Consider the following 20,346-nt stretch of genomic DNA (forward strand, 5'->3'; position numbering starts at 1 on the left):
TCGACCGGGTGGGATCGAAATGGACCGTTATGATCGTGTTGCTGCTCGCCGACGACCAGGAGTTGCGGTTCGGTGCGCTGCGCCGGCGGATGCCTGGCGTTTCCCAGAAGATGCTCACCCACACCCTGCGGCAACTCGAAGACGACGGTCTCGCCCACCGCCGGGTGGAGCCCACGAGTCCGCCCGCCGTGCACTACTCCCTGACCGCGCTCGGCGACACGCTCGTCGGTCCGTTGCGCGAGCTCAAACGCTGGGCCGAGACGAACATGGGCACGATCGACGCGCTGCATACGTCGGCGGTCAAGTCTCGTCGGGACCAGTAGGTGAGGGGGTGAGCCTCAGTGCCCCGGCAGAGTTTTAGCAGCTGAGGTACCAGTTGCGTGGATCGCGCTGCACGTCTCCGACTTGTCCGGTCATCGACGAAGTGGCTGACTGGGTTGCTGCACGGTCAGATGTTCCGGCAAGCTGATTAGCCACTGAAAGCTACTGATTCGTTGCACAGAGATGCGGGTTCGCCTCGGTGGCCTGCAGACGGGGGACAGAATTGGAACCGTCAACTTCGACTGCGGGGCGCACGCGTTCGACTTGGACACTCCCCACGCTCTGGCTGGTTGGGCCGATCTTTGAGCTGCCCGTGACGATCATGGCTGTGTCCTCCTTCCCTGATGTCGCCGAATTCGCTCTCCTCGGCTCTCCCTGGACACAGGTGGCACTCGCCGCCGCGTTCGCGGTAGCTCTGCTGGCTGCTGTCGTGACGTGGGCAGAAAAGCAGGTCCCGACTGCTGCCCGGCGCGGGATTGGAGTCCTCGCCTGGGTATCGGCGGGCCTCGTGGCTACGGTCATGCTCGGATTCTTCGTCGGTGGCGCCTGGGTGATCTTCGGCGTACTGCTCGCTCACTCGTCCGTAGCTCTTGCCGCTCTCGGACTGCTTGCCGTTCGCTCGGCCAGCAGCGTGACGTCTGGACCGGCGGCGAGCAGATGAGTGACGAGATCCTCGGCAGGCTGCGTCGGCTTCATCAGTACACGGCGGATCTGAACGCCTTGATGGCCTCGGTCAACGCGCGTACGCCCTCAGAAGAGGCGACGGGAACTGATCCGAGCGGCGCCGTGCGAGTGACGGTCGGGGCAGACGGCCTGCCCACTGTTATCCGTGTTGAGAGCGTTTGGCAGCACCGTGTGGAGCCGCAGGACCTGGGGCGGGCCGTCACGGCAGCCCTCCAGGACGCTGTAGCCGAGGCGCAGCGTGCATGGTCGGAGGGGTTCGACAGCGCCTCCTGGCTGGCCAGGGTGGAGCGCATCGAGACGCGCGCTCAGCGCAACTACAGGGGTGAGACCTCGGACCCGCTGCCCAAGACCCCGCTATACGGCCAGCCACGAGACAATCTCGCCCTGACCGAGGACGTGTTGAAGGCCCTTCAGGCGGTCCGCACAAGTGGCAGGGAGCAGCCGGCGTCGGCATCGGGCCGGAACCGTGAACGGACGATCTTCATCACGCTCTCGCCTGCCGGCTTGCAGGAGATCGAGATCGCGGCGAGCTGGGCGCAACGTGTAGGCGCAGCGGAGATCAACTCCGGGTTGTCCGAGGCGTTGGGGCGGGCGCGGTCTGCTCTACATGATCAAGTATTGAAACGTGAGGATGCGGCGGCGGTTGCCGACACCCTGGCCCGGGAGACGTTGGCGACCCTGGCACACCTCGCGCAGGCCGACCACGAGCGAGAGGAACGCTGATGCCGCCCCCAGATCGTGGCCAGGTAACCGTAGCTACGAACACTCTTCGCTCTGAGGCGAATGAGTGGGACCTTCAGAGCGAAGCCATCGGGACGATCGGGTCGAAGGTCGCTGGGATGGAGTTGGGTCGGGTCGAGGCCGGGTTGTTCCAGCTCATCGTGTCGCCGTACAACGACGTAGTGCGCCAGGTCAGCCAGAGATGCAGCGAGGGACGGACTGCCACCACCGAGGTGGGGCAGACCTTACGGAAGGTTGCTGACACCTACGACGAGGAAGACCGGAACAACGCGCACAAGATCCGAAACCTCTACTGAGCTGGGGCTGACCGGTGGACTTCAGTAAGGCACAGTTCGAGGCCCTGATTGCCGACATCAGGAGCGGTCTAGACGACTTCGACAGGCGCTTGGACGAGATCATGCCGGCTACCATCGCCGCCGCCGCTCGTTGGTACGTACCTGAAGAGGTCTCGCAGGCCCTGCTGTGGCTGGGCCGCGAGAGCGTCAAGGTTGGCAAGTACCTGATCGAACTCTTCCTCGACATCCTGAAGGGCGCGACTGCGCCGATCTTCATGTTCATGGATGCCTGGGAGTGGATGAACGTTCGCGGTTCAGCCACGGGGGTAGCCAGCGCTCTGTCCGCGCAGCACCTGGTGGTCGATGACTCGGACTGGTCCGGCAAAGCCCGCGACGCCTACGTGGCCAGTGTGGAGAGCCACTCCACCGCGGCGTCTCGGATCGGCACCATCGCTTCGAGCACGTCAGTTCACCTGCTGGCGTGCGCTGCGGCCGGCGCTGCCTTCTACGCCACCTTGGCAGTCGTACTGACCAAGCTGATCGCAGCGTCCACCATTGCCATCGGGTTCCTGGGGACAGCTGTCTTCTCGTGGGCAGGGGCGGCCCTGCTCCTGGAGGAGGCAGGCTTCAGCACCGCAGTCATCGCCACTGCCATCGGCACCCTGACGACCTTCCTGACGGCCCAGGCCGCCACGATGGTCAACCTGCACGGCGAGGCTGTCGATGCGACGGCGTTCCCTGGCGGAAAGTGGCCGTCGCCCAACACCTCCACCTATAGCGATGCGACTGTGACGGACGGAGACGCGGACTGGTCGCTGGCGCCGGGTTAAGTCAGTGCTGCGGGGCGTGCAGACCCACGTGGATGTTGGCTGCCTTGAGTGCCCGGAGGAGGTCGGCAGTGCTGCTGTCTGGCGTCACGTCCCAGAGGATGTTGGTGTCCAGAATGATCAACGGTGGTGGCTCCGTCCATGCTGGCCCGACTCGTGCGGGCAAACCTTTTCAGATTCAGAGCTTGGGTGCAGTATCGCTTCGCCGTCAGCGAGGCAGCGCTTGTCAGCAAGGGCCGGCCTTCGTCTTGCCGGGGTTCTCCGCCTGCCCTCGTCGCCGTCGAGATGGCCTGCAGGTGCTAGTCCACAACGGGCGTGAGGGGCGGCTCCGGTTTCCCGCTGGTCGGACAGAGATCCGCCGCTAGGAGCTGCTGGCCCCCCGCTGGGCTGCCTGGTAGTCGTCGAACGCCTTCGCCGCCAAGTAGATGGCATCAGAGAGGACCTCGGCTTCCTCCAATGCCCGCTTGATGTTAATGCGGTGCGGGCCGAGTTTGAACTCACCGGTGGCCGGGTCGTACCCGCCTCCCCAGTGATCGCGAGCTGCGGCTACTGCACCGTCTCGTTTCTTCTGCTGCTTCTGACGGGTGCCTTCACCGAGGGCGTAGTCGTGGAAGTGGATCAGAATGTCTCGGGCTGCGATTGCGCCTGGGACCTTATCCAAGAAGCGCTCCCGAGCGGCCTCTAGTTTCGCCCGAGCTGCTGGGCAGCAGTCGAGCAGCGTCCCCTTCAGCATCAAACGGGTGGCGTACTCGACCTGCCGCAGGGCAACCACGAACTGCCGAGCGTCAATCTGCCGGGGGTCAGGCAGCCACAGGCCAAGCTCCTGCTCGTCGAGGCGGCGTGCGCAGAGCCGGAGCGTCCAGACCCACCACTGCGCTTCGGTGACGGCGATGGATTCTGGGTGGTGTGCTGGCGACCAGGGGTCGGGGGTGGCCGCCGTTGCCTCAGTCATCCCAGCAGTCTGCCTTCACGGCTCTGCCGTGGGTAGTGAGATAAAGGACCTTGGAGGCGGCAACTGTCGTCGCGCACGATCGGACGCACAACGACCGCGACCACACCATCTCCAAGGGTTGGTCCATCGTCAAAGGCTACGGGTCGGGCAGCGTCGCCACCCTGCCGCCGCGACCGGGTACCCGCAGGTCGGCCCGTCGCCTCTGCCCAGTGGGCTTCGCTACCATGCCGCAGACTGGCGGGAGCTGACGTGGGTTCGTCCTGAGCAACCTGCTCCTTCTCGCCCTTCTGACTACGCTCGGCACCCTGCGCCGGGCGGGTTGCCAGTTTCTGTCAGGCCGGGGGTGGGTTCGATCGGTCTGTCAGTGGCGCACTGAGAGTCGTCAGTACGTCCGCCGGTCCGGGGGCCATCGTGCCTATGGCCGACAGAGATTCACACCGCGCGCCGATGCCCGTCGGGGACGTGGTGCCCGGTGATCCGCCGGTGCCGATCACCGTTTGGCCGGTTCCCGCGCCCCGGGCGGGCGAGACCATGTCCGACGCGATGGGGGTGCGGCTGGTCCACAACCTCACCCACCCGTCGGGGTTGGTCATCGATCTGACTACGGGGCCGCAGTTGGCGCGTGCGGTCATCGCCGCCCGACGACGCAGCCACCTGCACGCGGGCCGGCACGTGGGGTGGGGTCGTGAGCCGGCCATGTTGATCGTCACCGGCTGGCCGGGCACCGCAGCGTCCCCGGTCGGCTTCTTCCAGCGGTGCCTGGCCAACCTTGTGCCGGGTGGGTGCGTGGCGGTCCTGTTGCCGCACGGGGACGTGATCGTGCCGGTTGACGTGGTCGTCGCCGCCAGGCAGGCCGGATTGGCGTACCTGCAGCATGTGGTGGCGGCCGACCGGCCGCCGCGACGCGGCCACCAAGGTCTGCTCGACATCCACACCGACGTGCTGATCCTCACCCGCAGCACGACGTCGGCCGGGCAAGCCGATGGTTGAGCCGATGCCGGTGACGTCAGTGTGGTTGACGTGTCAGCAGCCGGCGCGGGATCAGCGGCGGGGCCGGTACGTGTCGGCGACATCCAGCCACCCCGGGAAGATGCTGCCGCATCTGGCCGCGCACGCGATCGGTGCCTACACCGCGGCGGGGGATCTGGTGTTCGACCCGATGTGCGGGTCTGGGACCACGATGGTCGAGGCCATGCATCTGGGTCGGCAGGGGATCGGGATAGACGTCGAGCCCCGGTTCACCGCGTTGGCGGCCGCGAATGTGGCGCTCGCGGCGTCACAGGGCGCGGCGGGTAGCGGGCAGGTCTTCACGGGTGACGCGACGGGTCTGCTGGATTTGGTGCCGTCATCGGTGGTCGGGCGGGTGGCTCTGGTGCTGACCTCCCCGCCGTACGGGCGGGGAACCCACGGGCTCGTGCGGTTCACCAGCAGCGGGGTCCGCAAGCGCCACCACCTGTACGGGGATCGGGAGGCTGGCAACCTCGCCTACGGCGGCTGGTCGCGGCTGTTCGACGGGTTCGCCGCGATCCTGGCAGCCAGTTGCCAGTTGTTGCGTCCGGGTGGGTTCGTGGTGATCACGTGTCGGCCGGTGCGACGCCACCGCGACGATCTGATCGACCTGCCGGGGGAGTTGCTTGCGGTGGCCCGGTCGGTGGGGCTGCTGCCGGTGCAGCGGTGTGCGGCGATGCTCGCCGCCGTGCGGGACGGGCGGATCGTGCACCGGGCGAACATGTTCGGTCTGCTGGCCGTGCGGCGGGCCAGGGACGCGGGCATCCCGGTGCACCTGGTGGCGCATGAGGACGTACTGGTCCTGCGCCGCAGTGGAAAGTCCTGAAGTTCCGACGAACCCAAGTGTTCGCACGACGAATCCGGGTGTCCGGAGGGCTCATCATGCCATGCGGGTACTCGGGTTCGGTCGAACCCAATCGGTAAGTGATTGCGGAGAACTCGCAAGGGGTCGGGCGGCGTTGCTCGCGGACAGTGGCGCGGGCGCTGATGCTCAGACGGGGGTCTGCTGGCTGCGGTGCATGGCTCGGAGAAGGGCTCCGCGTGGTGCCGGGGCGGGCAGTTCGCGAGCATTTTCGCTGGCGAATGCCTGGAGCAGGTATTCGACGATGCGTTGCCAGGCGTCCGGGGCTGTGCCGGCGGTGGCGGCGACGACTCCGGCGTTGGCCATGAGCAGCAGGATCATGTCGTCGGGGTGGAAGTCGGCGCGCAGCTGCCCGGAGGTTTTGGCGCGGCGCACGATGGTGACAAAGTCGCGGTAGGCGCGGGCCCGGTGGCCTTCGAGGTCCTCGATCGTGGGATTGGTGGCGGCGAAGGTCAGGGTGAGTAGGTCGGCGAAGCCGCGGTCGCCGGACTGCATCGCGCACACCTGGCGCACGTAGCCGCAGAATCCGGCCCACGGATCGGGGTCGGCGAGCGCCTGTGCTGCGGCGTCGGCGTAGTCGGTCATCTTGTCGTTGAACGCGGCGGCGATCAGGGACTCGCGGTCCGGGAATCGCCGGTGCAGGGTCGCCTCGCCGACGCCGGCTCGGCGGGCGATCTCGTCGAGCGGCACCTGTAGCCCTTGTTCGGCGAACGCGTGCCGGGCGGCGGTGATGATCGCTTTGCGGTTACGCGCAGCGTCGGCTCGCAGGGGCTTTTCGGCGGGTGTCCGGCTTGTCACACCTTCACCATCGCACAAGTGGAGCCAGGTCACCACTTTGCTGCTACGGTTAAGTGGAGCTAAGGCACCACTTATGCGTGTTGTGATGAGGAGACAGCGATGACGGACACCGCAACGGTGAAGACCACCGCGCCCGTGGCGGGTCGGCTGACGGTCGAGGTCTGGACCGACCTCGGCTGCCCCTGGTGCTATCTGGGTATCCACCGGCTGCGCCACGCTGTGGACCGCACCGGCACGGCCGGGATCACGCTCATGCTGCGCTCGTTCGAGCTGGACCCGGACGCCTCGGCCGAACCGATGACGATCCCGGAGATCTTCACCCGCAAGCACGGCCTGCCGGTCCAGGCCGCGATGCAGGCCGAAGCCGCCATGCGCGACCGGGTCGCCGCCGAAGGGTTGCCCTTCACCACCGACCGGCTGCACGCCAACTCCTTCGACGTGCACCGCGTCCTGCAGCTGGCGAACCGGCGCGATGCCGGCACCGTCTTCTTCGAGACAGTGCAGAAGCGCTTCTTCGCGGGCGAGATCAACCCGTACGACCACGCGAGCCTGAACGCTGTCGCCGTAGAAGTCGGCCTGGACGGCGACGAGGTCCGCACCGTCCTCGCCGGTGACTCCTACGCCCAGCAGGTTCGCCATGACGAACGGCGCGCCCGCGAGCTTGGCGTCACCGGAGTCCCATTCGTCCTGCTCGACCAGCGGTTCGCCGTCGCCGGGGCTCAGTCGATCGACGCGTACGCCCAGGCCATCACCCGCGCCCGCGAGTCCCTCTCGTGACCAGCAACCCGGCCGCTCCCGCCGACCAGACCGATCCGATCCCACAGGACGATCCGCTACCGATCGGCGAAGACCCGGACGGTCCCCGCGACCAGCCGGCCGCAGGGACCATCATCCACCTCGTGGCCGGCGGCGACTCCTGCCGGCCCGGAGAACTTTGCGACTGACAACCCACCGTCACACCCCGAAAGGAACCATCATGCCCACAATCGCCATCGTCGGCGCCGGCTCCGGCCTCGGCCAGTCCATCGCGAAAACCTTCGGCAGTAACGGCTTCTCCGTCGCGCTCGTCTCGCGTACCCAAAGCAAACTCGACGCCCTCGCTGCCGAACTCGGCCAGGCCGGAATCGACGCCGCCGGTTTCGCCGCCGACGTCATGGACCGCCCTTCGCTGGTCGACGCCTCCGCCCGGATCAAGCAGCGCTTCGGCACCGTCGACGTCCTGGAGTACTCGCCCGCCCCGCACACCCCGGTTCCCGGCATCACCATGGCGAGCCCTCTGGACGTCACCGTCGAGAACATCCAGCCGCAGCTCGACTACTACCTCTACGGCGGCATCACCGCCGCCCAGCAGGTCCTGCCCGACATGCTCGAACGCGGCAGCGGCACCCTGCTGTTCACCACCGGCGCTGCTTCGCTCAACCCCACCCAGGCCGCGCCGGAGTTCGCCAACATCGCCATCGCGGGCGCGGCCCTGCGCTCCTGGGTCCTCAAGCTGCACCAGGTCACCGACGGCACAGGCGTCTACGCCGCCCACGTCCCCCTCTCGGTCTGGATCGGCACCGGCGGCCCCGAGACCCAGCCCGACACGATCGCCCAGCACTACTGGGACCTCTACACCAAACGAGACGGCGCTGAGCACCACTACAACACGTTCTGAAAGCCCACAACCTCAAGGCCGCACCACCACACTCACCCACGCGGATGTGGCCTTGGCGGCTTGACCATCCCAAGCCCGTTGTGCTCCGGTCATTCGCGGAACGTGTTCCGGAGCCGATAGTTCACGACCCAAAGCCAGTCATCGGTCGGCTGTAGCCGCAGCGGGGCCTGTCTCGCCAATGGCTCTGTTAGATCCACAGGCCCGCTGTGTGAACCGCCGTCCGCCCCGCCAGGGCTGCCGGTGGTCGCGCCACGGCAGGCCGGGGTGCCGCCGGGTCTGCGGCGGACAGGTACCGCTGCCGCCTGCGGGCTGTCAGGCGCTGACAGACCACCGAACCTGACACGTCGCCTCGCCGCCGTCGACGGAACCTAACCTGGGGACTCTCCCTACTTTCCGTGCCACTGATCTGATGCCTTCCGCGACGGCATCGCGCCCACCCTGTTCGGTCGGCCGCCGTCGTCGGTTTCGGATCTGGCGCTCATCCCACGCTGCACCTCTCGCGTTGTAGATCGCGAGCAGCGTTTTCCACCCATCCTCAGGCGTTCACCGCCCGGTGCTCGCCGTTTCGTGCTGCCCTACGGAGGACGACATGCTCCAGCACACCTGGTACCTGGACGACATCGACTGGTTCGCCACCCTGCCCGACGCACCGCGTCTGACCGACGACAACAGCACCGTCATCGGTCAGCTCGCCGACCTGTTCGGCGGGGAAGCGCCGTTGGGGCCGGCCACGACCGTCACCGCCACGTACGTGATTCTCATGGCCCTCGAGCAGGTCGGGGAGACCATGACGTACGCCGCCGCAACCCACGACACGACCGAGTTGGGGCGGCTGCTGTGTGGTCTCAACCTCATCCAGGCCCACCTCACCCAGATCATCCAGCACACCGCCCGGCACGCCGACAACCGCAGCTTCCGTGGCCTCGCCCGGATGCCCGCCACCTCCGTGCAGGCGCTGACCGCACGTCTGACCACGGCGGGTGCGGTCGGTGAGGCCCTCGCCGGCCACCTCAAGGACGCCCACACGGTGCTGCGGACGACGACTGCGTAACACCCCGGCGCAGCCCCGGGACCGGTTCCGCCGTTCCCTGTTGTTCCACCGGCCGTGCCCGGCCGACCGCGCAATCCCGCGCACCGTCCGGGCACGGCCGACCGTCGTGCCCGGATTCCCATCCCTGCGGAGGATTCCGATGCCCCACCCTTGCGGCCCGCTGCGGGCCACCTCGGCCAACCACTCATACCCAGACCCGGACACCGGCGGCTGCCGGCGGCGGTCGATCCACCGGACGTGCCCTGCGGCCGCCGGTCCCGGGTCTCTGCCGACGGTGCCGGCATGATCGCGCCCGACGTTCCGGCGCTCCTGGCGTCCCGCCCGCTGGTGGGTGGCCTCGCGGTGCCGTGGATCACGGTACGGATGCCCGACGGTCGGTACCGCTTCGGCGCCGTCGACTACCACCGGCACCGCCGCGCATTGCGCGATCGGCTCTGCCAGACCTGCGGCGGTCCACTCGACCCTGCACGGATCGTCTTCGCGATGCGCGACAGCGACCTGAAGCTGCTCGTTAGCCCTGAACCGGGTATGCACCCCGTCTGCGCCGACTACTCCGCCCGCGGCTGCCCGATGCTGGCCGGCCGGTTACCCCACCACCGCGCCAGCGACCCCGCCGCGCACCTGGCCGACCTCGGCGTCACCTCCCACGGTGACCCCACCGGCAGCCGGGCGGCAGCCCCCGCCGAGCGATGGCACCTGCTCTGGGTCACCGGCTACCAGCCGATCATCAACCCCCTCACCGGTCAGCCCGCCGCGCTGGTGCTGCCCGAACAGATCCTGCGTGTCCGCCCGACCGGACCGCCCCCGCTGAGACCGGACGACACCGGCACCCCCGCCGGCCCGGCATCGCACCCCTGACCCGCAACGGAGTCCTGCCATGACGCTGCACGTCATCGCCGTCTACCACAACACCGACAGTCGTTTCCTGCCCCACCAGCCGGGCCACACACTCACCCAGGTCATCTCCCACTGGCGGCATCTGCCCGACACCGCCACCCCGCAGCACACCGCCGACTGGATCTCCACACTGTTCAACGTCGACCTCGACACCCTGGAAGCCAACCGGGCGGCACCGCACGGTGAAGCCGACTTCCTCATCGCCTGCACCTACCGGCTGCTGCGGCTGCGATCGCTGTCCACCGGAGACGTCGTCGCGGTCACCGCCCGCGGTGACACCACCTGGCTGGCGTGCGAGTTCGTCGGCTGGAAACCCATCGACACCCCGACCCGGCTCACCGGTGCTCCGCTGACCGCGGCCGGCGTCGAGCAGCAGCTGCGGCGGGACCGTCGTGCGTGAGCAGCCGAACGGTGAGGTGACGCACCCGGTGCGGGTGTTCGCCCTGTGGCTGAACTGCGGTCACCTCGTCACCGTCGAACGTAGCGGCTGGTACCCGGTGTCGGTGCCGTGCTGCGACCGGCTCGGCGGCACCGTCCTGCACGGCGTCTACGTGCCCTACGCCTCCCACGTCGACCTGGTCATTCTGCGCTCCGAACGCCACGCCTCCCGGCCGGCGGGCAGCCCCGCCAGACCCGACCGGCTCATCGGCCGGCGTGCACGCACCGACGACCCCTACCGGCCAGCGCATCCCGGCGACGGCGGCCACTGCGGTTGCTGGCCGGCCCACGTCGGCGCCACCTGGAGCCTCGACGGCTCCCTCCCCGAGCCCGACTGATCGGTCGACCTCACCACGCCGGCCCCGCTGCGGCGGCCACCGAAAAATACGGCCCGCCAACAGGCGGGCCGTCGTCGTTCAGGACCCGGGACACTCCACCTGCCCACGGAGTACGTCCCGGGTCCTTCCCATGATGGGAGGAACCCGTGCCCACCACACTCCTCATGATCGCCATCCCCGTGGCCGTCACCCTCGGGACCGCTGCCGGCTACCTGGCCACCCGGCGGACCGTCGAGCGGCTACGCGCCGAACTGGCCGACGCGGCCTGGCAGCTGACCCACGACCCGCTCACCGGTCTGCTCAACCGCATCGGCCTGCGCACCGCCCACAACGCCGTCGCAGCCGGCCCACCGTGCCCGCTCATCGTCATCCTCCTCGACCTCGACCGGTTCAAGGAGGTCAACGACGCCCACGGCCACGACGCCGGCGACGACCTGCTCATGGAGGTCGCCGACCGGCTCGGGCACCTCGCCGACGCCGCCGACGGCACCGCCGCCCGCCTGTCCGGCGACGAGTTCGCGGCCATCCTGCCCCTGCGCCACCACCGCCTCGACGACGTCGCCGACCAGATCACCACGGCGATCGCCGCACCGGTCACGATCCAGGCCGGCAACGGCCCGGTCACGGTGACCGTCACCGCCAGCGTCGGCATGACGATCACGGCCAGCACCGACCGGCTGGAGGACGGGCCGCTGCACCGGGCGGACACCGCCATGTACCAGGCTAAACACCACGGCGGCGACCGGCACCTGCTCTACACGCCCGGCATGGTCATGCCCGAGCAGGGACACCGTCGGGGACCACGCCCCCGTGACCTGCGCCGCGACCGGTCCGGGAGCGTCGAATGAACCTCACCTCCCGCACCGCCTGCGCGACCTGCCACCTGGTGCTGACCGAGTCCACGCAGGAGGGCCGCACCGTGTACCGGCATCCTGTCGCCGAGGGCCGGCACGCCGTCGTCCCCGTCGACGCCCGCCAGCTGCCGGCCGTGTTCGATCGCTGCCACACCTGCACCGGCGCGCCACCGGTGTGGAACTACCACACCGGTCTCATCCAGATCGCCGCTGCGGGCGCGGTCGAGACCTACAACGACCAGTGGCACGTCTGCTACCGGTGCGCCCACCACATCGAATCCGACGACGTCGACGCTCTCACCGCGCACTGCGCCGCCCGCATGCAGTGGCCACCCCGCAGCGACGAGTACCTCATCCTGCGCACCCTGCACCGGTGCCTCCTGCTCGGCAGGGAACACCGGACGCTGCTGACCGCCGCCGACTGGCCGTCGGCCCGGATCACCGCCGACATGCTCCCGAAGATCCGCGACCGGCTCACCCGGCTCCTGCGCGGCCCCGACCACCTGCCCGCACCCCTGCACGAGCCCGGCCACCGCCGCACCCTCGCCGACCAACTCGACCTCGCCCCCCTCTACTGGATCAACCAGGACTTCACCGACCACATCGCCGACGTCACCACCACACAGCCGCCGGCGACCGTCACCGACGACCTCGTCGCCTCACCCGCCGGCCTCATCACCTGGCCCACCCCCATCGGTGCCACCGGTCACCTCGCTGCCGCGTCCTGGACACCCCACCGCGACGGCTGGCAACTCACCGGCTACCGCAGCATCGGCACCGCCCTCGACGACGACCTGATGCCCGCACTACGCCACGAGATCGGCTGGCTGACACCCCTGCACACCGAACACCTCACCCGCCGCGCCACCCTCGACGGACACCACCCCCTCGGCCCGCTCATCACCACCTGGCTGCTGATCCACCAACAGCTGACCGACACCGTCGCGGCGAAACTCCCCAAGGGCACCACCAGGGCGTACCAACGCCAACGGCGACCGGCCCCCGACGTGCGGATCGTGCGGATCGCACCGCACCCCACCACCGCACCGCAACCCTCCGCACCCGCCGGCCTGCGTACCCGGGCCAAGCCCGACCACCGGTTCTGGGTCTCCGGCCACGAACGTCAACAGGCGTACGGCCCCGGCCGAAGCCTGCGCCGCCCGGTCGACATCCAACCCTTCCTCAAGGGCGACAAGCACCTCCCGATCAAGCTCAGCACCACCGTCCGTGTCCTCGGCGACCGCACCCCCGGCACCGAACCGTCCCCCGACCAGGGCTGACAGCACCGCACGCGGCACCAGAGGGCCTGCCCTGGGGAACCCGCGCCCCTGTCGGCTGCCCACACCCCGGGCCCCTCGACACGGCGGCCCACCCCCCGGTGAGCCGCTGCCGGCCTCGCCTCGTCCCGCGCCGTACGGCGGTGTCACCGCACCTGGTGGCACTGCCGTACGCGTCCCGGCCCGACCTGCACCACCGCAGCGCCAGGGGCAACCCCGATCTCCCCGGCTGCGGCTTCTCCCACCAACACAGACAAGGACAGCACCATGTCATTCCCCGACAAGAAACTCACCGTCCGTTCCTCCAGCGATCTGGCCACCGCCGTGCCGTACCTGCTCGGCTTCCACCCCGACGACGGCAGCGCCGTCGTCATCGCCATGCGGGAACACCGCATCGTCTTCGCCGCCCGCGGGGACCTTCCCGCCACCGACGCCGCAGCACAGGAATTCCTCGACCACGCCGCCCACCTGGCAGCGGTCATCCACCGGCAGCACCACATCACCGACACCGTGATCATCGGCTACGGACCCGTCGACCGCATCGACCCCGCCCTGCGCCTCTACGACGAGGCGTTCACCGCCAGCGGGATCACCGTCCGCCACCTGCTCTGCGTCACCGGCACCCGGATCACCAGCCTCACCTGCGGCGACCCCACCTGCTGCCCGCCCGAGGGAACCCCGTTCGACCCCACCACCAGCCTCGTCGCCGTGCAGGCAACCGCCGCCGGGCAGGTCGCCCTCCCGAACCGGGCAGCCCTGGCCGCCCGCATCACCCCCGTCACCGGCACCGCCCGCGACGCCATGCACCTCGCCACCGTCGAAGCGGCCCCCCGCCTCATCACCCTGCTCGCCGCCGGGAACAACGTCCTCGAGCAGGCCGGCACGGACGCCATCCGCTACGCCCTACGCCAGCACGACGACGGCGAACGACTCCCCGACACCGACATGGCGTGGCTCACCCTGCTCCTGACGCAGACCCCGGTACGGGACGCCGCCGTGGACCTCACCGAACCGGAGGAGCACCACATCACCTTCTGGGTCGACGCCGTCCGCCGCGCCGACGAACCCCTCGTCCCGGCGCCCGCCACCGTCCTGGCCCTCACCGCCTGGCGCAACGGCAACGGCGCCCTGGCCCTCATCGCCGTCGAACGAGCCCTCCAGATCGACCCCAACTACCCGCTCGCCGACCTGCTCCTGCAAACCCTCCAGGCCGGACTGCCGCCCTCCACGTTCGACCAGGCATAACCCGACCCCTCCCGGCACAACCCACACGACAGGAGAACACCCGTGGACCCCACCCGCAGCATGCTGCTCGCCCTCGCCAAACGGGCCGAAGAGACCCGGCTGGACTGGCAGGCCGGCCGTGCCGCAGTGCGTGCCCGCGGCGAAACGCCCCACCGCAACGAGGCGTTCGCCCACCACATCCAAGCCAACCTGTGCCTGCTCACCGCGATCACCGCCGCCGACCTCCCGGCCACCTTCCGCATCCACGACACCACCCTGTCCACCGACCCCGTCACCGCAGCGCAGCAGCTGCGCGACCTCGCCCTGCCCTACGACCGGCACGGACCCATCGAAGCCACCCACGAAGCAGCCCGACAGGCCTACCGGGAGGCGTTCGCCGAACCGATCACCGCGCAGGAACAGCAGTACGTCGACCTCCTCGCCGCCCTCACCCCAGCCCGCCGCGACAAGGTCATCGCCGCCGCCGAAGTACGCGCCTCCCACCCGAGGCCATAGCAGCCACCTGACAGGGCTCGCGGCCGCCGCGTCCCCCCTCCGCCTCAGCACTGTGGTCATCGCGCCCCTCGTCGGTCACCCCCGGCTTGGGGCGCGATGCTGGGCCGGCAGCCCCATGCAGGTTTCGTCCAGGCCGATTCTGAGGGCTCCGGGGGTCGGCTGGCTGCCGCGTAGGCAGATCACGTCGAGGCATCCCTCGGCCTGGACCGCCGGTGTCCGGCGTTCTACGGGCCTGGACCAGCTGCCCGAGACCCTGCAGGCGCAGCGTGAGGGCACCGCCGACAAGGTGTTCGCCGCCCCGCACGGTGTCCCGGTCGCGCGGGGCAGCACGGGCCCGAGTCAGGCGGCCGGGTCGCCGCTGCCCTGTGCCAACCCGTCCGGCGGGATCGTCGGTGTGGTGCGCGAGGATGGGCGCGTGTTCGACGGGATCGACGACATCGACTGGGTCCGGCTCGGTCACGCCTACGGCTCGGCCGGCGACGTGCCCGGCCTGCTCCGCGCCCTGCGCTCGCCCGACGAGGAAGAGCGCCACACTGCCTTCGGTGCGCTCTACGCCAGCATCTTCCACCAGGGCACCCGCTACGATGCGTCGGCTCACGCCGTGCCGTTCCTGCTGGAGCTGCTCGCCGACCCGGCCACCCCCGACCGGGAACTGGTGCTCTACCTGGTGACGGTGCTTGCGGTGGGCCACGACGCGAGGTGGCTACCGCAGGGCGTCCCGGTGGTCGAGCTGCGTCGGGCGGCCGACGGCGGGCGGGAACTACTCGCCGCCAAACCGCCCCCGTGGCACGGCGACGACGAGACCCGCAAGGAGTACGTCGAGTACACGTATGTGGAGTCGCTCGACGAGGCGGACCAACAGCGGCTGTGGGCGTACATCGAGCTGACCGTCTACGACGCGGTGCGGGCCGGCGTGCCCCTTTTCCGTGACCTGCTCACCGACGCCGACCCGGGGTTGCGCGCCGGTGCGGCGTACGCGCTGGCCTGGTTCCCGCAGGACGCGGCCGGCAGCATCCCGGCGCTCGTCGCGGCAGCCGAGGCCGCAATGGAGGTGCACGAGGGGGAGACGGCGACAGCCCTGGTGGCGGCCGGGTTGCTCGGCGCCGCGCCCGACGCCGGGCTGCTGGCCGATCCGCGGCCGGTGATCCGCTGGGCCGCCGCGATCGGCCGGGCCCGGGTGCTCGGCGTCGACGCCGACGAGGCGACGGTCGACGAACTGCTCGCCTGGACCGCCGCCACCGAGCCGGACAACCAGCCGGCCACCGGCAGAGTCGGAGTGCCTTTCCTCGACGGCGACCTCAACGGGTACGCGGGGATGTCCCTGCGCCTGCTCGGCCCCCGGCACACCGATCGGGCACTCGACGCGCTGCTCGACCGGCTGTCCGTCGCCGCCGGTGAACAGGCATTGCCGGTGGCGGCCGAGGCGCTGCGCCTGGCGTTCCCCGATGGCCGGCTGCCCGCCGGGGTGCCCCGGGCTGCGTTGGCTTCCCGGCAACGGCGGCTCGTCGAGGTGCTGGCCCGCTCGCCCGGGGCGTGGCTGATCGACGGTGTGTCGTTCGGCAACTTCGCGTCGCTCGTCGGCGACTACGGGCTGCCGCGCAGCCGGGAGGCGATGCTTGCCTACCTCGACGCCCCTGCGGGCTGACCCTCGGCGGTCCGCCGGCATCCACCCCGGCAAGCCCGGTTGCACCGTCAGCAGCAGATCGGTGGCGGCGTCGTCCTGCGGATGACGGTGCTGCCGTCTATCCGAGCGAGGCGAGGATGAGTTCCCGGGCGGCGCGGACTGTGGGGGAGTAGCTGTCCTGGTTCCGGCCGAGGCGTTCCGCGCCGACGCGCATGACACCCGCAGAGCAGCTCCACCACGAGGTGCACGTCGCCGACGTCGCGGAACTCGCCGCGTTGGATGCCGTCGCCGACGACGGTCTCGACCCCGACGACTATCGCGTGGAACGGGCTGTCCGGGCCCTTCGGCATGTCGACGAACGGCAGGCCGGACGACACGGTCGAGCATCCAGTCGGAGAGCAACCGGGCCAGGCCGATGACCAGGGCAGCATCCCGACCGACGGCGCAGCGGGGGCGCAGTCTGCGGGCAGTCACGGCCTTCGCAACGACCCGGGCGGCGGTGTCGGGCGGCACCCGTCAACCAGGACGCACACGACGTGCAGTTTGCATGCATGCAGAACGTGACCGCTGCAATCCGGGTGCGGGACACATGAACTGCGCGCCAGCAATGACGCATGACCCCTGACCACCGAGCCGGGCGGCACTCTCCCGCTGTCCGGCTCGGCACCGTCTTGTCCGCGCGACAGATCAGGAGCGGCTTCTGTGGGTTCCAGCAACGTCCTCACCGCGTACGCCCTGTACGCCGGCAAGGTACCTGCCACCTCGATGCAACTACTCGCCTACATGGCCGCCGTATCCAGAGACGACGACGCACGCCCCTGGTTCGGTCGGGGCCACCACGCCCTCGCCGAGTTCGCCCTCGGCCGGGGCAGGAGCGGACCGCTCACCCGCGCCGACATCAAAGCCGTCGAACGGGCCATCGGCCCCCTGGCCGCCGCAGGAGCGATCAGCACCGACCGGAAGGCGTCCCTGCGGCGCGACGGCACCCACACCGCCCGGTACCGCCTGCACCTCGACACCCCTCACGTCCCCCGGGAAACGGGGGACGACACGGGGGCGCCTGATCGGCCACGTCCCCCGGAAACCGGGCACGACGTCCCCCGAAATGCGTCCGCACGTCCCCCGGAAACCGTCCCCACGTCCCCCGGGAAACGGGTGACAGAGGAACCAGGAGGAACCAGGAGGAGCGAGACAACCCAGGAAGAAGTCACTGTCGTCCGTACGGACCCTGCTGTAGCGCGCACACGCGACGGCGGCCCCGATTCCACCCTCGACACCCCGAGCGGACCGACGCCCCTGCGGGCGATCGGGGACGACCCCACCCGGACGGTGCCGCACGATGTCGGCAGCGGCCACCCGGCAGCCGTGCCTCGGCTGCCCCACAATCCGCTGCGCCGACCCGACCGGGTCGCCCAGGCCATCGCGGAGGCCAGCGCCCGCCGACAGGCCGCCGTCGCCGCCCACCGGGCTGCCCGAGAGGCAACCGGCGACTGACACCGGCCCCGGCATACAGCGGGCCCGAGCCCGGGATGCATCGCCGTGACAAGCCCACGCCCCCCCATCCCCTGACGCGGCGGCCGGTCGGTCGGGGTCAGGTGACGGTGGTTCCCTCCCAGCCGGCACACCGACGGCGCTACTCGCAGGCGATCCCATCGCCGTCGCGGTCCAGTTTCCGTGAGTACCCGGGGTCACCGCGTCGGATCGGGGCCGCGCCCGCCGCGCGTACGGCTGTGCAGTTGGCGTAGTAGACGTCGCCGTTGGTGTCGTCGTAGCCGCCCAGGTCGCCGTTGCCGCCGCCCGGCTCGCAGGCTTCCCCGTCGCCGTCTCGGTCCAACCCGGGCCGGTAGCCGGGCTCGCCCTCGAACAACGGGGCGTCACCGGCTGCCCTGACCGCGTCGCAGTTCTTGTAGTACAGGGCAGGTTTCGGCTTGCTGGTCTTCTTCGGGGTGGGGCTCGGAGTGGGGGTTGGCGTGTCGTCGGGGGTGGGGGTGACGGTGGCAAGTGCATCGCCGAGTTTGCGCGCCTCTACCGTTGCGGACGCCGTCGGTGCCGATGCCGGCTTCGTGTCATTGTTGTCGCCGAATGCGCCGGCAAGGCCGCTGCCGCAGCAGCACACGCCGAATAATCCGGCGAGAGTGATGCCGATGGTTTGTTTGGCCGTGAGTGCTTTCGTCACCGGCCGAGTGTGCTGGCGGTGAGCCAGGCCGCGGGATGGTCCTTTCAGGCGGGCGTCTGTCGAGTAGGCGACTGCGGGTTCGGCGGCGGCAGCAGGATTTGCCGTACCACCTATGGGCCCCTACCCGAAAGCTTGGCGATCTTTGCGCTTGCGGCATCGAGCCGCAGAAAACTGGCGGGATGGCGTGGCTTTTCGGGTCGGCCTTCGGACGCGGGTTGGTGCATGCCGGGCCCGACCAGTGGAGCCGCATCCCTCAGCTGGCCACACTCGCTGTCACCAAGCCGACATCGCTCCCATCGGGCCGACCCGACCGGCCAGCATCAACCGAGTATCCGACCAAGGAGTGATCGTGACCATGCCGCAGTACCCCGGCAGCCCGCAGGACACCAGCCCGCAGCAGCAGTGGGTCAGCCCCGACGGGCAAAAGCACGACTACCCGAACGCCGGGACCACCGCGTGGGCACCCACGTCGGCAGGGAAGCCGGGGAAGCCGATCCTCCTTGCCGCGACCGTCGCCCTGGCCGTGTTCGTCGTCCTCGGCTTCGGCGGGTACGCCGTGTACGACCAGTTCATCCGCGAGGACTCGGGGGTGGCCGCGTGCAAGGCGATGGCCGCCGGGAAGAAGATGGACGGCAGCCCCAAGACCACCGGCGGTGACACCACCGTCGACAAGAAGATGACCGAGGCCGAATACCGGAAGGCACGGGCGATCTTCGAGGATTCACGGTACGAGAAGCTACGCGAGCACGGAACGGCGATCGTGGACGTGGCATGGCAGATGCAGGGGCTGGACGACGACAGCGGGATGGCGGGACTGGCATTCATGGGTCCGCTGGGAACGCACCTGTCGGGGTTGCAGTCGGCATGCGCCGACCAGGGAGTCATCGTCGACTTGAACGTGAAGTGACGGTGTGCGGAAACGGCAGCTGCCGCTTCACGACCATCTCCCAACCTCAGCAGCCCTACTTCTCTTGCGATGCCGTGTGGTCTGCCCATCGGACGAGCGATGGGCGTTGACAGGTCGCGATGTACTCAATGACTGCCCGGTGGGCGGTTTCCACCGACAGCACCGCCAACTCGGCGGGGATGGTGACCAGAGGGGAGTCAGACGACTCCAGAACCACGATCGGTTCGGCCGGCGGCTGTTCCACCGCGTGACCGCCATCGGGCAGCCAGCGCAGCGCGGCCCTTGCGTTGTCGTAGTCGATGTCGAGGCGTAGGACGTCGTCAGCCCCGCTCGGTGCGAACCAGAATGCGTGTGCCCGGGTGCCGTGCGGTCCGATCATCAGCGTCTGCTTGTCGAGGAACACCCGGGTGGCCTCCGCGTCAGGTAGCTCCTGCTCACAGATGTCGAACACCACGCGGAATGTCATCACCTGATCCTCTCACCCGTGCCTGTGTAGGTCGTGGTCCACCAGGTTCGTCCGCTGTCCTGTGTCGCCCAGACAGTCAGGTCAGATCGAGTCTGTAGCGGGTGTAGGGCGGTCTGTTCGACGGCATGGAGGTGGCCGACCGGGTTCGGCTAAGGCGTTGACCCGGCCGGCAACGGCGCTGACTTCCTGCTGCGGCTCGGGGCGCGGGAAGGATGCGCCTTTCCGAGGGGGCGCTGTTTGTGGAGGTGCCCCGCGTGCTCGTCCTGGTGGGTGTGGGGGCGCGGCGTAATACGCCCTCACCATGCCGCTGTGCGGCGACCCCGATCCGGCACGTGTTCGCCGACTCCGGGTTCGCCGGGCGTCTGGTCGACTGGGCCCGCGACATCCTGCGCACCACCCTGGAGATCGTCCGCAAACCCGCCGACCAGCAAGGGTTCGTCGTGCACCGCCGCC

The 20,346-nt window shown here is 69.5% G+C and carries 23 protein-coding genes; 19 read left to right on the plus strand and 4 right to left on the minus strand.

Features of this window, described 5'->3' with window-relative positions; translation table 11 throughout:
- The first annotated feature begins 8 nt into the window (after positions 1-8).
- The 4 genes from B5D80_RS09295 (at position 9) to B5D80_RS09315 (ending at position 2,851) form a co-directional block, all read left to right on the plus strand.
- Positions 9-323, plus strand: coding sequence for a winged helix-turn-helix transcriptional regulator (locus tag B5D80_RS09295; protein WP_281253448.1), 315 nt, complete (start codon positions 9-11; stop codon positions 321-323).
- Positions 324-978: 655 nt separating this feature from the next.
- Entirely contained in the window at positions 979-1,728 is a 750-nt protein-coding gene (locus B5D80_RS09305) for a YbaB/EbfC family nucleoid-associated protein (protein ID WP_088643392.1), read from the plus strand.
- Between the two features lie 116 nt (positions 1,729-1,844).
- A complete protein-coding gene (locus tag B5D80_RS34240) occupies positions 1,845-2,042 on the plus strand; it encodes a hypothetical protein (protein WP_245854381.1) in 198 nt (65 codons plus the stop codon).
- 14 nt (positions 2,043-2,056) lie between these two features.
- A complete protein-coding gene (locus B5D80_RS09315) occupies positions 2,057-2,851 on the plus strand; it encodes a hypothetical protein (protein ID WP_088643394.1) in 795 nt (264 codons plus the stop codon).
- A 358-nt stretch (positions 2,852-3,209) separates the two neighbouring features.
- Here the strand turns inward: B5D80_RS09315 and B5D80_RS09320 are convergent, their stop codons facing one another.
- Entirely contained in the window at positions 3,210-3,800 is a 591-nt protein-coding gene (locus B5D80_RS09320; RefSeq protein WP_088643395.1) for a hypothetical protein, read from the minus strand.
- A 447-nt stretch (positions 3,801-4,247) separates the two neighbouring features.
- On the opposite strand from B5D80_RS09320, the gene B5D80_RS09325 reads away from it, so the two are divergent.
- A complete protein-coding gene (locus B5D80_RS09325; protein ID WP_245854383.1) occupies positions 4,248-4,790 on the plus strand; it encodes a hypothetical protein in 543 nt (180 codons plus the stop codon).
- A gap of 4 nt (positions 4,791-4,794) precedes the next feature.
- The gene (locus B5D80_RS09330) at positions 4,795-5,634 is read left to right on the plus strand and encodes a TRM11 family SAM-dependent methyltransferase (RefSeq protein ID WP_245854384.1); all 840 of its coding nucleotides are present in this window, start codon (positions 4,795-4,797) and stop codon (positions 5,632-5,634) included.
- Between the two features lie 165 nt (positions 5,635-5,799).
- Here B5D80_RS09330 and B5D80_RS09335 read toward each other — a convergent pair whose 3' ends face one another.
- Entirely contained in the window at positions 5,800-6,501 is a 702-nt protein-coding gene (locus tag B5D80_RS09335; RefSeq protein WP_245854386.1) for a TetR/AcrR family transcriptional regulator, read from the minus strand.
- Positions 6,502-6,567: 66 nt separating this feature from the next.
- Here B5D80_RS09335 and B5D80_RS09340 point away from each other — a divergent pair, with 66 nt between their 5' ends.
- The 12 genes from B5D80_RS09340 to B5D80_RS09390 all read left to right on the plus strand — a co-directional run bounded on the left by B5D80_RS09340 (position 6,568) and on the right by B5D80_RS09390 (position 16,365).
- Entirely contained in the window at positions 6,568-7,245 is a 678-nt protein-coding gene (locus B5D80_RS09340; RefSeq protein ID WP_088643398.1) for a DsbA family oxidoreductase, read from the plus strand.
- A complete protein-coding gene (locus tag B5D80_RS33310; protein ID WP_158224156.1) occupies positions 7,242-7,412 on the plus strand; it encodes a hypothetical protein in 171 nt (56 codons plus the stop codon). Before B5D80_RS09340 ends, B5D80_RS33310 begins: the two co-directional genes overlap by 4 nt.
- A gap of 32 nt (positions 7,413-7,444) precedes the next feature.
- Positions 7,445-8,125 (plus strand): SDR family NAD(P)-dependent oxidoreductase, encoded by a 681-nt coding sequence (locus B5D80_RS09345; protein WP_088643399.1) that lies wholly within the window; start codon positions 7,445-7,447, stop codon positions 8,123-8,125.
- 589 nt (positions 8,126-8,714) lie between these two features.
- Positions 8,715-9,176 (plus strand): hypothetical protein, encoded by a 462-nt coding sequence (locus tag B5D80_RS09350; RefSeq protein ID WP_088643400.1) that lies wholly within the window; start codon positions 8,715-8,717, stop codon positions 9,174-9,176.
- 282 nt (positions 9,177-9,458) lie between these two features.
- Positions 9,459-10,034: a hypothetical protein gene (locus B5D80_RS09355; protein ID WP_144081620.1), complete on the plus strand. Its 576-nt coding sequence runs from the start codon at positions 9,459-9,461 to the stop codon at positions 10,032-10,034.
- A 19-nt stretch (positions 10,035-10,053) separates the two neighbouring features.
- On the plus strand, positions 10,054-10,473 hold the full coding sequence (locus B5D80_RS09360; RefSeq protein ID WP_088643402.1) for a hypothetical protein: 420 nt from the start codon (positions 10,054-10,056) through the stop codon (positions 10,471-10,473).
- Complete coding sequence (locus B5D80_RS09365; protein WP_088643403.1) at positions 10,466-10,849, plus strand: hypothetical protein; 384 nt, start codon at positions 10,466-10,468, stop codon at positions 10,847-10,849. The genes B5D80_RS09360 and B5D80_RS09365 overlap by 8 nt, the downstream gene beginning before the upstream one ends.
- Before the next feature lie 146 nt (positions 10,850-10,995).
- Complete coding sequence (locus B5D80_RS09370; protein ID WP_144081621.1) at positions 10,996-11,697, plus strand: GGDEF domain-containing protein; 702 nt, start codon at positions 10,996-10,998, stop codon at positions 11,695-11,697.
- Positions 11,694-12,983, plus strand: coding sequence for a hypothetical protein (locus B5D80_RS09375; RefSeq protein WP_088643405.1), 1,290 nt, complete (start codon positions 11,694-11,696; stop codon positions 12,981-12,983). Before B5D80_RS09370 ends, B5D80_RS09375 begins: the two co-directional genes overlap by 4 nt.
- Positions 12,984-13,247: 264 nt before the next feature.
- Entirely contained in the window at positions 13,248-14,225 is a 978-nt protein-coding gene (locus B5D80_RS09380) for a DUF4192 domain-containing protein (protein WP_088643406.1), read from the plus strand.
- Positions 14,226-14,267: 42 nt separating this feature from the next.
- Positions 14,268-14,720, plus strand: a complete 453-nt coding sequence (locus tag B5D80_RS09385; RefSeq protein ID WP_088643407.1) for a hypothetical protein — start codon at positions 14,268-14,270, stop codon at positions 14,718-14,720.
- A gap of 415 nt (positions 14,721-15,135) precedes the next feature.
- Positions 15,136-16,365, plus strand: coding sequence for a hypothetical protein (locus tag B5D80_RS09390; RefSeq protein WP_144081622.1), 1,230 nt, complete (start codon positions 15,136-15,138; stop codon positions 16,363-16,365).
- Between the two features lie 1,612 nt (positions 16,366-17,977).
- Here the strand turns inward: B5D80_RS09390 and B5D80_RS09395 are convergent.
- Positions 17,978-18,520 carry an excalibur calcium-binding domain-containing protein gene (locus tag B5D80_RS09395; RefSeq protein WP_245854388.1) on the minus strand — a complete coding sequence of 181 codons (543 nt, stop codon included), beginning with the start codon at positions 18,518-18,520 and terminating at the stop codon, positions 17,978-17,980.
- A 349-nt stretch (positions 18,521-18,869) separates the two neighbouring features.
- Here B5D80_RS09395 and B5D80_RS09400 point away from each other — a divergent pair, with 349 nt between their 5' ends.
- Positions 18,870-19,427, plus strand: coding sequence for a hypothetical protein (locus tag B5D80_RS09400; protein ID WP_144081623.1), 558 nt, complete (start codon positions 18,870-18,872; stop codon positions 19,425-19,427).
- Between the two features lie 55 nt (positions 19,428-19,482).
- On the opposite strand, the gene B5D80_RS09405 is transcribed toward B5D80_RS09400, so the two are convergent.
- Positions 19,483-19,893: an Imm1 family immunity protein gene (locus B5D80_RS09405; protein ID WP_088643411.1), complete on the minus strand. Its 411-nt coding sequence runs from the start codon at positions 19,891-19,893 to the stop codon at positions 19,483-19,485.
- Between the last annotated feature and the right edge of the window lie 453 nt (positions 19,894-20,346).

This window comes from Micromonospora wenchangensis (genome assembly GCF_002210435.1).
Classification (GTDB): domain Bacteria; phylum Actinomycetota; class Actinomycetes; order Mycobacteriales; family Micromonosporaceae; genus Micromonospora; species Micromonospora wenchangensis.